The following is a 13900-nucleotide window of genomic DNA, read 5'->3' as shown; positions in this document are numbered from 1 at the left end:
GCGCGCTCAGGCAGTCCAGCGCAGAAACCCGCGTGACTGACGGCATGAAAAAAAGGGCGGCCCCGAAGGACCGCCCTTTCCGAAAATCGTGAAATCCGGGCTTAGCCGGCGAGCGTTTTCGCAACCTCGGCCGCGAAATCCTCTTCTTTCTTCTCGACGCCTTCGCCCACGGCGACGCGCGCGAAACCGGTGATCTCGACACCCGCTTCCTTGGCCGCCTGCTCGACGGTCAGATCGGGGTTGATCACGAAGGACTGGCCCAGAAGCGTGTTCTCGGCGAGGAACTTCTTCATGCGGCCCGGGATGATGTTGTTGTGGATCACCTGTTCGGGCTTCGGCTTGGTCGCGGTGGCGTTTTCTTCCAGCGCCTTGGCGGTCTGCACCTGCAGCTCGCGCTCGACAACTTCCTTGTCCATCGTTGCTTCCGACAGCGACATCGGCGCGGTGGCGGCGATGTGCATGGCGAATTGCTTGCCGATTTCCTGCGCTTTGTCGGCCGGACCGTTCAGCGCGACCAGCACGCCGATCTTGCCCATGCCTTCGGCGGCGGCGTTGTGCACATAGGTCACGACGGTATCGCCTTCGAGCAGGTGCATGCGGCGGAAGGTCATGTTTTCGCCGATGCGCGCGATAGCACCGTTGATGACGTTCTCGACGGTCTCGCCGTTCAGATCGGCGGCTTTGACCACTTCGACCGACTCGCCGGTCTGCAGGGCAACCTTGGCCACGTCACGCACGAGGTTCTGGAAGTCTTCGTTCTTGGCGACGAAGTCGGTTTCCGAGTTGATCTCGATCGCCACGCCACGGCCACCGTCGACGGCGACGCCGACAAGACCCTCGGCCGCCACGCGGTCCGATTTCTTCGCGGCCTTGGCCAGACCCTTGGTGCGCAGCCAGTCGATGGCGGCATCCATGTTGCCGTCGTTTTCGACGAGCGCCTTCTTGGCGTCCATCATGCCCGCGCCCGACATCTCGCGCAGTTCTTTAACCATCGCAGCAGTAATCGCCATGATCTCTCTCCTTGAATTGGGGATGCGGGCAGGGTTGCCCCTGCCCGATGTCACGCCTGTCTCAGCGGCACCCTGTTAGGGCAGCCGCGTAACGATCAGGCGTCGGCGTTTTCCGACACGGTTTCCTCGGCAGGAGCTTCTTCCAGCTCGCCAAGGTCCACACCGGCGGCGCCCAGCTGCGCCGACATGCCGTCGAGCGCGGCGCGGGCCACGAGGTCGCAATACAGCGCGATGGCGCGCGAGGCGTCATCGTTGCCGGGGATGATGTAGTCCACGCCTTCGGGCGAGCAGTTGGTATCGACCACGGCGACGACCGGAATGCCCAGCTTCCGGGCTTCCAGGATGGCCAGGTCTTCCTTGTTGACGTCGATCACGAACAGCAGGTCCGGCAGACCGCCCATTTCGCGGATCCCGCCGAGCGAGGCTTGCAGTTTCGTCTGCTCGCGCTCCATGCCCAAACGCTCTTTCTTGGTCAGGCCGGCGGCGCCGCGCTCCATGACTTCGTCGATCTGCTTCAGGCGCTGGATCGACTGCGACACGGTTTTCCAGTTGGTCAGCGTGCCGCCGAGCCAACGGTGGTTCATGTAGTACTGAGCGCATTTTTCAGCGGCTTCCGCGACCTGGCGCGAGGCCTGACGCTTGGTGCCGACGAACAGAACGCGGCCACCCTTGGCGACGGTCTCGCGGATGACGCTCAGCGCCTGATCCAGCATCGGGACGGTCTGCGTCAGGTCGATGATGTGAATGCCGTTACGGTCGCCGTAGATATACGGGCCCATGCGCGGGTTCCAGCGCTGGGTCTGGTGTCCGTAGTGAACGCCAGCTTCCAAGAGCTGACGCATGGAGAATTCGGGAAGCGCCATGTCCGTGTCCTTTCCGGTTTACGCCTTGGACGGGGCTTATGGGTCAAAACCCAACCGGTGGACCGTTGCGGGATGTCTCCCCGCAGGGCCCGACCCCGCCTGTGAAGTGCGCGCGCAATACCGCAGCCCGCAGCGCGGCGCAAGAGGCGTGACGCGCGAACCTGCGCTTACGGCGTCATTCCTGCCGTCTGGCGCAGGATTCGCAGCCGTGCGGGCGGCATCGCGGCGATATCCACGCAGGTGAAGACGTGGCAGGTGCCCAGATCCCGGTCGATCACGGCGTGATCGGATACCCAGCCGCCCATCGACAGATAGGCCCGCAAAAGCGGCGGTACCTTTGATTGCCCCTCGGGGCTGGGCTGCGGCGGAAGGGCGTCGAACGGATAGATCTCGGGCGCTTTGCGGCCGGGTGTCAGCCCGTCGGGTCCGGACGCGCGGGCTTTCAGATAGGACCATGCGGGATCGAGGGATGCCGCGTCGGTGCTGTGAAACGACGTGCAGCCCACCAGCCGCGCCGCGCCGACCCCGAAGGCCACGCGGGTCACGCCAGCCCAGAGCAGCCGCAACAGATCGCCGCCCCCTGCCCCGATCGCCGGCTCGATACAAAGCCGCCCCAGTTCCAGCGTCTCGGCGCCCGAGGCCTCGCCCGCCTGCGCCAGCGCGCGCAGGTCGTAATGCTGCGCGACATAGCCCGAAAGCAGCGCACTAGCATCGGGATGGCGCAGGATTCGCAGCGTAGCCAGAGGCGGCGCGCCGCGCGTATCGGCCCCGACCCACAGATGCAGGCAATCGCGGTCATAGGCATCGCTGTCTTCGGCGCCGCCGCGAAACGCCCGCCCGCGCAAGGCCAGCACAGCCGCCATGTCCGACGGACCGGCCAGCCGCACCATCCGCCCGCCGGTGTGGACCGGCGGGCCGAAAGGATCGGGCGTCAGGACAGGGTCAGGAAAACTGGCGTGTCTCAAAGGGGCTCCGGCAAGTTGTGCGGTCCCAATGTATCACCGTTTCATGACATTTGTCAGACGCCGCGCGACCCCCTGCCACGCGGGGCCTGACAAAGACAAAGCCCGACAAAGATAAAGGGAGTGACCCTTCGGATTACTGGAACGACCCAGCCGTGAAGTTGCCCAGCACCGCCAGAACCTGCGAGACGATGCTCGGACGCGGGCCGGCATCGGTCACGCGGCGCGACAGGGCGATGACTTCGCCATCCTGTAGGCCGAAACGTTCGATATTCGAAACCCGGTCATTGGCGTCGAAGCTGATGGCGACGACCTGACGGTCGACCTCTTCGCGGGCGCGCCAGCCGCGCTGACGCCAGTCGGATTGTACATAGAACCAGCCCGAGCCCTCCATCACGCCGCCCATGCCGGGGCGTCCGATGGTTTCGGCCACGGTTTCGCGATTGTCGCGCCCGACTTCGATCTGGGCCAGCAGGTCGTCGGTGGGGGCGTAGCCGTGATAGGTCATGATCGGCGAACAGGCGCCCACCAGCAAAGCGGCCCCCAGAAGCGGAGCGATCAGGCGGCGGGCAATACCCGCGCCGACACGTTTCTTGCCCGAAGCCAGCCTGCTCTGCGTCGCGCGATCCGTCATGCCCGTCTCCGTGCGTTCTGTCCGGTGTCCGTGTTCAGCGCTGTCCGCACCGGAGCTGACAGCGCCTCTGGGGTTACTAAAACCCAGCGCAGTGTTCAAGAAAGGAACCGGCCCGAGGATCGCTTGTGGCCCGCCCTCGCGGGAATGTGCGCCCGCCAGCGCGCCGCCTTGCCATTTCCAAAGCGACAAAACACAGGCATAGGGTGCGCATGCATACTACAGGAGGCCCCAGATGAGCGAGCAATCCAGCCCCTCCGGCCCGCTGCGCGAAAGCGACAGCCTGAAACTGACGCTGCGCCTGCGCGACCTGTCGCCCAAGACGGTGACGCGGTTCCACCTTGCGCCCAATGCCGAGGCACGCGCGGATCTGGCCCAGTCGCTGGGCGCGCAGAAAATCCGCAAGCTCGATTTCCGCGGCACGGTCGTGGCCGAGGGCAAACATGACTGGCGTCTTGACGGGATGCTTGGCGCGACTGTCGTGCAGGAATGCGTGATCACCGCCGAGCCGGTCTCGACCCGCATTGACACCCCCGTCACCCGAATCTTCGTGCGCGACATGGACGAGCCCAGCGAGACCGAGACCGAGATCCCCGAGGATGACACCCGCGAGCCGCTGGGCCCGGTGATCGACCCCGGCGTGGTGATGGCCGAAGCGCTGGCGCTCGCTTTGCCCGATTATCCGCGCATCGACGGCGCTGAACTGCCCGACTCGGCCACCGACGATCTGGGCGAGGACGAGCGCCCGAATCCCTTCGCCGCCCTCGCGGCGCTGAAAAAGGACACCGATCAGGGTTGAGCGGCGTCCAGACGCCGAAAACCTTGCAAAACAGGCGCTGAAAGCTCCGGAAGTCCCCTTGCAAGGCGCGAAAAACCTTCTATGTTCCGCGCCTCATGCACGTTAGGTCTTTCATTGCCTGCCTTGGCGGTGTAATGCCCCGTCGCAGCAAGTTTCCACAGACACGGGCCGCCCGGTCGGTCCCCTGAATAAGAGCAGAGGTTAACATGGCCGTTCAACAGAACCGCGTGACCCGTTCCCGTCGTAACATGCGTCGTTCGCACGACGCGCTCGTCGCGGGCAACCCGAACGAATGCACCAGCTGCGGTGAGCTGAAGCGCCCGCACCACGTGTGCCCGTCCTGCGGCCATTACGACAACCGTGAAGTCGTCGTGCAGGCCGAAGTCGACCTGGAAGACGACGCGGCCTGACGGTTTCGACCGGCGGGGCAATGATGCAATCCGATCAGGACCATCCGCACGCCGGTCAGCCGGTTGACACCCAGCCGGTTGAGCGGGGTACGACCGGACGGATCGTGATATCCGTAGACGCCATGGGTGGCGATCGCGGCCCCTCGGTCGTGGTTGCTGGCTGTGTCCAGTCGCTGAAAGACGATCCCGCCATCGATATTCTCCTGCACGGAGACAGCGCGGCGCTTGAGCCGCTGATCGCCCGCGAGCCTACGCTTGCGGGCCGTCTGTCATTGGTTCATGCCGACCGGGCTGTGACCATGAACGACAAGCCCAGCCACATCATGCGCCATGGCAAGGACACCTCGATGTGGTCCACCATCGCCGCGCTCAAGGACGGGCATGGGCACGCGGCGGTCAGCTGCGGCAATACCGGCGCGCTGATGGCCGTGTCGATGCTTCAGCTTCGGCGGATGGAGGGTGTGAACCGCCCTGCCATCGCCTGCCTCTGGCCCGCGCGCGGCCATCACGGCTTCAACACGATGCTCGATGTCGGCGCCGACGTGAAGGCCGAGGCCGAGGATCTGCTGGCCTATGCGATCATGGGCGTGACCTATTTCCGCAACGGATTCGGCGAGCCGCGACCGCGTGTCGGGCTGCTCAATGTCGGGACCGAAGAGCATAAGGGCCGCGCCGAGATCAAGGCCGCCCACGAGCTGATCGCGAAGCACGAAGAAACCGGGCGCTACGAATATGTGGGCTTTGTCGAAGGATCCGACATTCCGTCCGAACGCGTGGACGTCATCGTCACCGACGGCTTTACCGGCAATGTCGCGCTGAAAACCGGCGAAGGCACGGCCAAGCTGGTCTCGGGCCTGCTGCGCGAATCCCTTTCCTCGGGGCCGCTGGCGATGCTGGCCGCCCTTCTCGCTCGGGGCGCTTTGCGGCGCCTGAGCACGCGAATCGATCCGCGCCGCGTCAATGGCGGCGTGTTCCTTGGTCTCAACGGGACCGTCGTCAAATCGCACGGCTCGGCCGATGCGACCGGGGTCGCCGCCGCTATCGGGCTGGCCGCCAAGCTGGCGCAATCGGGCTATCAGGGCCGGATGGCGGAACGGCTTGTGATTGCCGCCAAGACGGCTCAGGATGCGCCCCCAAGCGGAGAGCACGAATGAGCCAGAATACCGTCACGCGCGCCGTGGTCATCGGCCATGGACATTACCTTCCCGAGCGCGTGGTCGAAAACGAAGCCTTTACCCAGACGCTGGATACTTCGGACGAGTGGATCAAGTCCCGCTCGGGGATCGAGCGTCGCCATTTCGCCGCCGAAGGCGAGATGACCTCGCATCTTGCGATCAAGGCCGCGCGCGCCGCTCTCGAGAATGCCGGTATCGATGCTGACACGCTCGATGCGATCATCGTCGCGACCTCGACGCCCGATCTGACCTTCCCGTCCGTCGCCACCATGGTGCAGGACGGAATCGATGCCAGCCGCGCCTTTGCCTTCGATGTGCAGGCGGTCTGTGCGGGTTTTGTCTATGCGCTCGGCAATGCCAGCGCGCTGATTGCCGCCGGTCAGGCGCGCCGCGTGATGGTGATCGGGGCCGAAACCTTTAGCCGGATCATGGACTGGACCGACCGCTCGACCTGCGTTCTGTTCGGCGACGGTGCCGGTGCGATCATCCTGGATGCCCAACCCGGCAACGGCACATCCGACGATCGCGGCGTGCTGTCGGTCGATCTGCATTCGGACGGCAAATTGCGCGACCTGCTCTATGTTGATGGCGGCGTCGGAACCACCGGAACCGCCGGTTACCTGCGCATGCAGGGCAATCAGGTGTTCCGACACGCCGTTGAAAAGCTTGCAGAAACCGCCAACACCGCCCTGTCGCGGGCGGGTCTGGGCGCGGGCGATGTCGACTGGGTCGTGCCGCATCAGGCGAATATCCGCATCATTCAGGGCACGGCGAAAAAGCTGGGCCTGTCGATGGAGAACGTCATCGTCACGGTGCAGGATCACGGCAATACCTCGGCCGCTTCCATCCCGCTGGCGTTGTCGGTGGGGGCGTCGGATGGCCGCATCAAGCCCGGCGATCTGATCGTCACCGAAGCGATCGGCGGCGGGCTGGCCTGGGGCGCGGTGGTGCTGCGCTGGTAAGCAGGCCCCCGCTTATCACGCAGTGCAAACAACGCGTCGCAAACCCCGCTGTTGACAGGATAATTTTCTTGGCTCATTTTCCGATAAAAGCCTGTCAATCGCCGGGGAGATCGGGATGAGCGGAAAGACTCTGACACGGATGGATCTGAGCGAGGCGGTGTTTCGCGAAGTCGGTCTGTCGCGCAACGAATCTGCGGCGCTCGTGGAATCGGTGATCCAGTACATGTCGGACGCGCTGGTCGAGGGCGAACAGGTCAAGATTTCGTCCTTCGGCACGTTCAGCGTGCGCTCGAAAGCCGAGCGACTGGGCCGCAATCCGAAGACCGGAGAAGAGGTGCCGATCAGCCCGCGCCGCGTGCTGTCCTTCCGGCCGTCGCACTTGATGAAAGATCGTGTCTCGCGCGGGAACTTGCGCGGCAAAGCATAAGCGGACCCTATGAAAAAGGCGCCCGATGCCTTTCGCACCATTAGCGAAGTGGCTGAAATCCTTGACACTCCCGCGCATGTCCTTCGCTTCTGGGAAAGCAAGTTCTATCAGATCCGGCCCGTCAAGCGCGCCGGCGGGCGGCGCTATTACCGCCCCGATGACGTTGCGCTGATCAACGGCATCAAGTCGCTGCTGCAAGAACACCATGTGACGATTCGCGGGGTTCAGCGCGTGCTGCAAGAGCAGGGCGTGAAGCATGTGGCCTCTCTCGGCGGCCCGCTGCCCGCTCTGGTGGGCGAGGATACGGTCGAAGAGCAGGAACAGGCCAAGGTGCCCGCGCCCGAGGCCGAGGCCGAGGCCGAGGTGGAAGCCGACGCCGGAGCGCCGAAACCGCTTGATGAGGTCTTCGCCACGCGTCGCACCGAAGAACCGGCAGCCCCGTCAGAAGCGCCGCGCGCAGCGGATGACGAGGCCGACGCCCCGCTTGGCACGGAAGTGGCCGATGACGAGGACACGACTGAGGCGCTCGATACCGCCCCCGACACAGCGCCGGAAAGGGTGCCTGAGCCTGCGGAAGAAACCGTCGCAGAAAGCGCCGCGGACGAGCCCGCGCCCGAACCTGCGGCGCAACGCAGCGGCGCCCCGCAGGAGACCGAGGCCGTAGACGACACCGAGCCGCCCGTTGCCGCGCGGCCCGCGCCCCGTCCCGCACCTCGTCCTGCCCCGCGCCCGGCCCCCGAAGCCGTGCCAGAAGCGGCGCCTGAAGCGGCGGACAGCGTGGTCCTCAACGAGCCGTCGGATCGTGCGCTTATCGCCCGTCGCCTGCGCGGCATGAAGCGTGGGGCTCTGGGGCCTCAGCGCGACCGCGCCGACATGCTCGCCCGGCGTATCGATTCGCTGCTCGAGCGGATGTCCGAAGCCTCGGGCGCCGGGCGCTGGTAGGCGTATCGGCCCTTTCCCAAGGTTCCACCCCGCCTTGGCGTGGCCTCTCCGGGCCGCGCCCTTTCGCACGATCTCAACGTCAGCGTAGCGGGCAGAATTTTCCCGCGCCCCGAGGCAAATTGTTGCTTGCCCCCGCCGTCAAAAGCGGTAGAAAGCGCCTCGTCGGGCTGTGGCGCAGCTTGGTTAGCGCGTCCGTCTGGGGGACGGAAGGTCGTGAGTTCGAATCTCGCCAGCCCGACCAATTCAAACCGCCCGTGACCACCCGGTCACGGGCGGTTTGCACATGAGGAGGTGTCATGCCCGCATCAGCCACGTCCGCATCCGCTGTGTCCGCTTCTGCCGGTGTCCTGCCGTCCCAAAGCCTGCGCCGGTTGATCGAACAGGGCGCCATCGCGGCGCAGCCCGCCATCCGTGCCGAGCAGATCCAGCCCGCAAGCCTCGATCTGCGGCTGGGTGACACCGCCGTGCGGCTGCGCGCCTCGTTCCTGCCCGGACGCGGCAAAAGCGTCGCCGCCCGCCTGCCGGAATTCGAGATGCACCGATTCTCGATCGAGTCGGGCATGGTGCTGGAAAAGGGCTGCGTTTATGTCGTTGAACTGGCCGAAACGCTGGCGCTTCCGCAAGACCTGAGCGCCGTGACGAATGCCAAAAGCTCGACCGGGCGGCTGGATCTTCTGGTCCGGGTCATCACCGATGACGGCGTGGAATTCGACCGCGTGCCAGCGGGTTACACCGGAAAGCTCTATGCCGAGATCTGCCCGCGCTCGTTCTCGGTGCTGGTGCGTCCGGGGATGCGGCTGAACCAGATCCGGCTGCGGCGCGGTCAGGCGGTGCTGTCGGATACCGAATTGTCGGCCCTGCACGCGCAGACCCCGCTTGTGTCGGGCGAGGCGCTGATTTCCGAGGGGCTGGGTTTCTCCGTCGATCTGAAGCCCCGAGCGGGCGATCTGGTGGGCTACCGGGCCAAGCCGCATGCAGGCGTGATCGATCTCGACCGCATCGGCGCTTACGAGACCGCCGAATTCTGGGAAGAGCTGCACACAACGACCGGGCAGCTGATCCTAGATCCCGGCGCGTTCTACATCCTTGTCAGCCGCGAGGCGGTCTGCATTCCGCCGCTCTATGCGGCTGAAATGGCGCCCTATCTGGCGATGGTGGGCGAGTTCCGGGTGCATTATGCGGGTTTCTTCGATCCGGGCTTCGGCCATGCCGCCGCCGATGGCGTGGGCTCGCGCGGAGTGCTGGAGGTGCGCTGCCACGAGGCGCCCTTCGCCTTGGAACACGGGCAAATCGTCGGGCGGCTGGTTTATGAGCGCATGAGCGCCGAGCCGGACCTTCTGTACGGCGCAGGGATTGCGTCGAATTATCAGGGACAGGGGCTGAAACTGTCCAAGCACTTCAAGTAAAAAGGGGGCCGCAAGGCCCCCGTTTCGTTAGGCAATTGCCGCGTTGGTCTTCGCGCCCAACTCGCCCTTGGCCCAGGATTTGAACACCTGGAACGCGACGAACAGGTTGAATCCGCTGGCCAGCGCGAGCAGCACAGCGCCGATCCACAGCCCCGGCTGTCCCAGCGCCAGAATGCAAGCCGCAGCGGTCGCCGCCAGCGGGAAGGTCAGCGCCCCCCATAGCGGCGAAAAACCCGACGCCAGCAACCACTTGGCAGAGGCGATGAAAGCCACGACCAAGGCCAGCGCGAACAGCGCGAAGCCCGCGCCGATCAGCGGATAGCCCAGCCAGACCGCGACGCCCCCGAAGATCGCGGCGGGCGAGGCATGGATCCCCATGAGCGGTCGCAGTGGCGCGGGCGGGTTGCGGCGCAGGAATTGCGCAAGGCTCGCCAGCCAGATCAGCACCGCGCTGACCATCGTCACCCAGAAAATCACCCGCGAAAGCCCTTCGAAACCCAGCGGGATCAGCGTCTGCGGCGCAAGGATGTAGCCCACATAGGTCAGGTGAAAGACCGGCGTGACGCCGCGCCCTTCTTTGGGGCCGGTTCCCACTTTCCACGTGATCAGCCCGCCAATCACCGCAAGCGCGGCCATGCCCAGAAAGACCAGCACCAGCGCCAGCTGCGGCGCATAGGGCCGTATTGCCGAGGCCGCCAGCACCATCGACAGGGCCAGCGCCACCATGCCCGCGCGTCCGGGCAGGATGTTGAGTTCGTCCAGCACCACCTTGGGCCGGCGGAGGGGTTTCGACAGCCACGCGATCAGCGAGAAGGCATAGAGCAGCAGCACCGCGCCCAGGATCGCCTCGCCCACCGGTTCAAGCGGCAAGAGGCCCGGCTGCAGGGCCAAGATGCGCCATGCCAGCCCCAGCCCAAACAGGCCCATGATCGCCGGGAACAAGGCGGGCGGCGTTCGGCGCCACAGGCCCGGCGTCTTTTCGACCAGCGGCGGCGGCGGCGGGAAATGGCGCGATTTCACCTGCGGAACGGGTTTGCGGCTGTCAGACATGGGGTCCTCACTGGATACGCGGTCACTCAACCGCAGCCATCCGCCCGGCGCAAGAGGACAGGGCGTCGCGCGCAGGAGCTTGCGGGCCTGCATTCGCCATAGTGCAGCCGGGCCAATCCGGCTAAGAAGAACCGATCCAAGCAAGCCCGAAGACCCCAAGCATGACAGACCGCACGCTGAAATCCTGGCCCTTTACCCCTGCCCCGCAGCTTGTCGCCGATATCGGCGGCACCAATACCCGCGTGGCTTTGGCCGATGAGGGGGTGCTGCGGCAGGGCTCGATCCGCAAGTATCCCAATGAGGGGCGCGCCTCGCTGTCCGAGATCCTGACGCAATACCTGTCCGACACCGCGACCGGCGATTGTGCGGGCGTCTGCGTGGCGGCGGCGGGGCCGGTTCGTGGCGGCGTGGCGCGGATGACCAATCTGGACTGGGAAATCACGGCCGAGGATCTGGCCCGCGTCGGCGGCACCAAGCGGGTGTCGATCCTCAATGACCTGCAGGCGCAGGGCCATGCGCTGGCCTCGCTCGACCGGCGGCATCTGCGCAGCCTGCTGCCCGGCCAGCCTGCCGAACCGGGCGCCGCCCAGCTTGTCGTCGGCGCTGGCACCGGTTTCAACGCGGCGCCGGTGCATCATCTTCCCGGCGGCACCTATGTCGCGCCATCCGAATGCGGCCATATCCACCTGCCGCGCAAAGGCGATCAGGAAGCCGCGCTTGCCCGCCATCTGGCCGAGAAACACGGCATCGCCACGATCGAAGAGGTTCTCTGCGGTCGCGGATTGGTGGCGCTGCACGAATGGGTGACGGGCCACAGCCTGTCGGGCAACGATCTGACCGCCGCCATCGTCGCGGGCGATGCCGGCGCACAGGAAACCGGCACGCTTTACGCCCGCATCATGGGCCGCGCGCTGGCCTCGCTGGCGATGGTGCATCTGCCCTTCGGCGGGATCTTCCTGATCGGCAGCGTCGCGCGCGCCATGGCCCCCTGTCTTGCGCCGCTCGGCATGGACGAGACCTTCCGCGACATGGGCCGGTTTTCGGATTTCATGGATGCCTTCCCGGTCTCGGTGGTCGAAGACGATTACGCCGCCCTTCTAGGATGCGCCGCCCAGCTCACCGCCCTGCCCGCCTGAGATACGCCTGATGAGGCTGTGACCATGCGCGCCTTGCCCAAGGCCGCACAAACCGCCATATCCAGATCATGCTGCGCTTCGCTCCGATCCTGCTCGCCGTCGGTTACGGCCTGATCTACTGGCATTTCTCGGCCTGGCGCACCAAGCGCGAGCTCGATCAAAGCTCGACGCCGCTCAAGGACCCGATGCTCGAAGCCCTGACCGCGCGTCTGGCCCGCGCGCTGGATCTCAAGCGCATTCAGGTCAATGTCTATGAAATCCCCACCATCAACGGCTTGGCCGCGCCCGATGGCCGGATCTTCCTGACGCGCGGTTTTCTCGACCGCTACAAGGCGGGCGAGGTAAGCGCGGAAGAACTTGTCTCGGTCATCGCGCATGAGCTGGGCCATGTTGCGCTCGGCCATACCCGCAAGCGGATGATCGACTTTTCCGGCCAGAACGCGGTGCGGGTGATGCTGGCCGCCGTGCTGGGCCGCCTGCTGCCGGGGATCGGGATACTCGTGGCGAATGGCCTCGTGCATCTGCTGGCCGCGGGCCTCAGCCGCAAGGATGAATACGAGGCCGACGAATACGCCGCCGCCCTGCTGACCAAGGCCGGGATCGGAACCGAGGGGCAGAAATCGCTGCTGAGCCGGCTTGAAAGCCTGACCGGCATGCGCGGCGCCCCGCCCGTCTGGCTGGCCTCGCATCCCAAGACCGCCGACCGGGTGGCCGCGATCGAAGAGCTCGAACGTCGCTGGCGAGTCACCTGAAAAAAGATGGGTGAGGCCGAAGCCCCACCCAGACGATCACTTGGTGCTCGAAAACAAGATCACCCTGCCATGCAGGCGTGACAGAGGGGTGACAATCACACCTCTTCCTTGTGCAATTCCTTCGCGTGCAGCCAGGCCGCATGCTGCGGCGCGCGCTTGGTCCGGCTCCATTCCTCCAGCATGTCCCACTTCACCGAATCGAGCCGCTTGAGCAGCGCTTCTTCCTCGGGATCCGGGCAGGCCAGTTCGATCCGGTGGCCGTTGGGGTCGAAGAAATAGATCGAGTGGAAGATCGAGTGATCGGTCACGCCCAACACGTCGACGCCCTTCGATTCCAGATGCTCCTTGAACGCCACAAGCGTGTCGCGATCTTTCACCTTGAAGGCGATATGCTGCACCCAGGCAGGCGTATTCGGATCGCGGCCCATCTCGGGCTTGGTGGGCAGCTCGAAGAAGGCAAGGATGTTGCCGTTCCCGGCATCGAGGAACAGATGCATGTAGGGATCGGGCTCATGCGTCGAGGGAACCTGATCCTCGGCGATGGCCAGCACGAAATCCATATTCAGCATCTGCGTGTACCATTCGACCGTCTCTTTCGCGTCCTTGCAGCGATAGGCGACGTGGTGCATCTGTTCGATCTTCAGAATGGGGGCGGTCATCGTTTCCTCCAGTTTCATTGCAAGTGCAATGTTATGATGCCCTCAAATCACGAATCGCCCGCACCTGTCAATATCGTTGCACTTGCAATGATGTGGCAAAGTAAAGCGGGGGCACCTGGCCCCCGCCCTGAAAACGGCCCGTGGCAATAAGCACCGGCTGTCAGCGATTCATGCGCGACATCACCCGGTCCATCATCGCCTCGGCGCGGTTGACGCCATGATCGGGCGTATGGTCCGGGATTATGCGGGGCCGGACCTCGACCCTCGGCTCGCGCGCGACGGGGGACGCGCCCCAGTTCCACGGCAGCAGGTACATGAAGAACGACAGGCGCGGATAAGGCGTTACGTCCGGCTCGTGCGTGCCGATATGCACGCGGGTCTCGGTGAAACGCAGCGGCGCGTCTTGGCGCAACACGGTGGTCCGCGCGACCGGCTCGGCATGGCGGATCACGGTGCCGCCGGGCGATTGGTGCACGAAGACCGAATTGCTGCCCGAAACGATGGTCGTGGCCCCGGCAGCCCCCGCCCCGAGGGCGGCGGTGGCGGCGAGAATCGCGGATATCTTGCGCGGATGGGTCATTGGAAATCTCCTTTCAGAAGCGGTTTCTAAGGGGTCGTGAGGAAAAGCGGTGCGGGCGCTTACCACCCGAACTGTACGGTGAGGCCTGTTTGTCCGCCGGACTGCGCGACGTGGGAGGTTGTGTTCTGTCCGAACT

At 65.2% G+C, this 13900-nt stretch carries 16 protein-coding genes and 1 tRNA gene; 10 read left to right on the top strand and 7 right to left on the bottom strand.

The window, feature by feature from the left end; all coding sequences use genetic code 11:
- Nucleotides 1-101 precede the first annotated feature (101 nt).
- The 4 genes from tsf to JI664_RS17645 form a co-directional block, all read right to left on the bottom strand.
- A complete protein-coding gene (gene tsf / locus JI664_RS17660) occupies nucleotides 102-1010 on the bottom strand; it encodes a translation elongation factor Ts (protein WP_207015093.1) in 909 nt (302 codons plus the stop codon).
- 95 nt (nucleotides 1011-1105) lie between these two features.
- Nucleotides 1106-1873: a 30S ribosomal protein S2 gene (gene rpsB, locus JI664_RS17655; RefSeq protein WP_207015092.1), complete on the bottom strand. Its 768-nt coding sequence runs from the start codon at nucleotides 1871-1873 to the stop codon at nucleotides 1106-1108.
- Between the two features lie 167 nt (nucleotides 1874-2040).
- Nucleotides 2041-2838: a GNAT family N-acetyltransferase gene (locus JI664_RS17650; protein ID WP_207015091.1), complete on the bottom strand. Its 798-nt coding sequence runs from the start codon at nucleotides 2836-2838 to the stop codon at nucleotides 2041-2043.
- Nucleotides 2839-2971: 133 nt separating this feature from the next.
- Complete coding sequence (locus tag JI664_RS17645; RefSeq protein ID WP_207015090.1) at nucleotides 2972-3469, bottom strand: outer membrane protein assembly factor BamE; 498 nt, start codon at nucleotides 3467-3469, stop codon at nucleotides 2972-2974.
- 232 nt (nucleotides 3470-3701) lie between these two features.
- Here JI664_RS17645 and JI664_RS17640 point away from each other — a divergent pair, with 232 nt between their 5' ends.
- From JI664_RS17640 to JI664_RS17605, 8 genes are all read left to right on the top strand, one after another.
- Nucleotides 3702-4265: a YceD family protein gene (locus JI664_RS17640; RefSeq protein WP_207015089.1), complete on the top strand. Its 564-nt coding sequence runs from the start codon at nucleotides 3702-3704 to the stop codon at nucleotides 4263-4265.
- Nucleotides 4266-4471: 206 nt separating this feature from the next.
- Nucleotides 4472-4675 carry a 50S ribosomal protein L32 gene (rpmF, locus tag JI664_RS17635; protein WP_109532220.1) on the top strand — a complete coding sequence of 68 codons (204 nt, stop codon included), beginning with the start codon at nucleotides 4472-4474 and terminating at the stop codon, nucleotides 4673-4675.
- Between the two features lie 23 nt (nucleotides 4676-4698).
- On the top strand, nucleotides 4699-5829 hold the full coding sequence (gene plsX / locus JI664_RS17630) for a phosphate acyltransferase PlsX (RefSeq protein WP_207015088.1): 1131 nt from the start codon (nucleotides 4699-4701) through the stop codon (nucleotides 5827-5829).
- Entirely contained in the window at nucleotides 5826-6812 is a 987-nt protein-coding gene (locus tag JI664_RS17625) for a beta-ketoacyl-ACP synthase III (protein WP_207015087.1), read from the top strand. The genes plsX and JI664_RS17625 overlap by 4 nt, the downstream gene beginning before the upstream one ends.
- A gap of 115 nt (nucleotides 6813-6927) precedes the next feature.
- Nucleotides 6928-7239, top strand: coding sequence for an integration host factor subunit alpha (gene ihfA, locus JI664_RS17620; RefSeq protein ID WP_207015086.1), 312 nt, complete (start codon nucleotides 6928-6930; stop codon nucleotides 7237-7239).
- A 9-nt stretch (nucleotides 7240-7248) separates the two neighbouring features.
- The gene (locus JI664_RS17615; protein WP_207015085.1) at nucleotides 7249-8181 is read left to right on the top strand and encodes a MerR family transcriptional regulator; all 933 of its coding nucleotides are present in this window, start codon (nucleotides 7249-7251) and stop codon (nucleotides 8179-8181) included.
- 163 nt (nucleotides 8182-8344) lie between these two features.
- Nucleotides 8345-8422, top strand: a tRNA-Pro gene (locus JI664_RS17610).
- 55 nt (nucleotides 8423-8477) lie between these two features.
- Nucleotides 8478-9587: a 2'-deoxycytidine 5'-triphosphate deaminase gene (locus tag JI664_RS17605; protein ID WP_207015084.1), complete on the top strand. Its 1110-nt coding sequence runs from the start codon at nucleotides 8478-8480 to the stop codon at nucleotides 9585-9587.
- Nucleotides 9588-9614: 27 nt separating this feature from the next.
- Here the strand turns inward: JI664_RS17605 and JI664_RS17600 are convergent, their stop codons facing one another.
- Nucleotides 9615-10637, bottom strand: a complete 1023-nt coding sequence (locus JI664_RS17600; protein ID WP_207015083.1) for a tellurium resistance protein — start codon at nucleotides 10635-10637, stop codon at nucleotides 9615-9617.
- Between the two features lie 161 nt (nucleotides 10638-10798).
- Here JI664_RS17600 and JI664_RS17595 point away from each other — a divergent pair, with 161 nt between their 5' ends.
- Nucleotides 10799-11773: a glucokinase gene (locus tag JI664_RS17595; RefSeq protein WP_207015082.1), complete on the top strand. Its 975-nt coding sequence runs from the start codon at nucleotides 10799-10801 to the stop codon at nucleotides 11771-11773.
- Nucleotides 11774-11841: 68 nt separating this feature from the next.
- A complete protein-coding gene (locus tag JI664_RS17590; protein ID WP_207015081.1) occupies nucleotides 11842-12525 on the top strand; it encodes a M48 family metallopeptidase in 684 nt (227 codons plus the stop codon).
- Nucleotides 12526-12620: 95 nt separating this feature from the next.
- On the opposite strand, the gene JI664_RS17585 is transcribed toward JI664_RS17590, so the two are convergent.
- Complete coding sequence (locus tag JI664_RS17585) at nucleotides 12621-13169, bottom strand: VOC family protein (RefSeq protein ID WP_207015220.1); 549 nt, start codon at nucleotides 13167-13169, stop codon at nucleotides 12621-12623.
- A 175-nt stretch (nucleotides 13170-13344) separates the two neighbouring features.
- Nucleotides 13345-13764 (bottom strand): hypothetical protein, encoded by a 420-nt coding sequence (locus JI664_RS17580; RefSeq protein WP_207015080.1) that lies wholly within the window; start codon nucleotides 13762-13764, stop codon nucleotides 13345-13347.
- Nucleotides 13765-13900 lie beyond the last annotated feature (136 nt).

Source organism: Rhodobacter sp. NTK016B, assembly GCF_017303295.1.
Taxonomy (GTDB): domain Bacteria; phylum Pseudomonadota; class Alphaproteobacteria; order Rhodobacterales; family Rhodobacteraceae; genus Pararhodobacter.
Note: the sequence above shows the minus strand (reverse complement) of the source record. Positions and strands in the feature narration are given on the sequence as shown.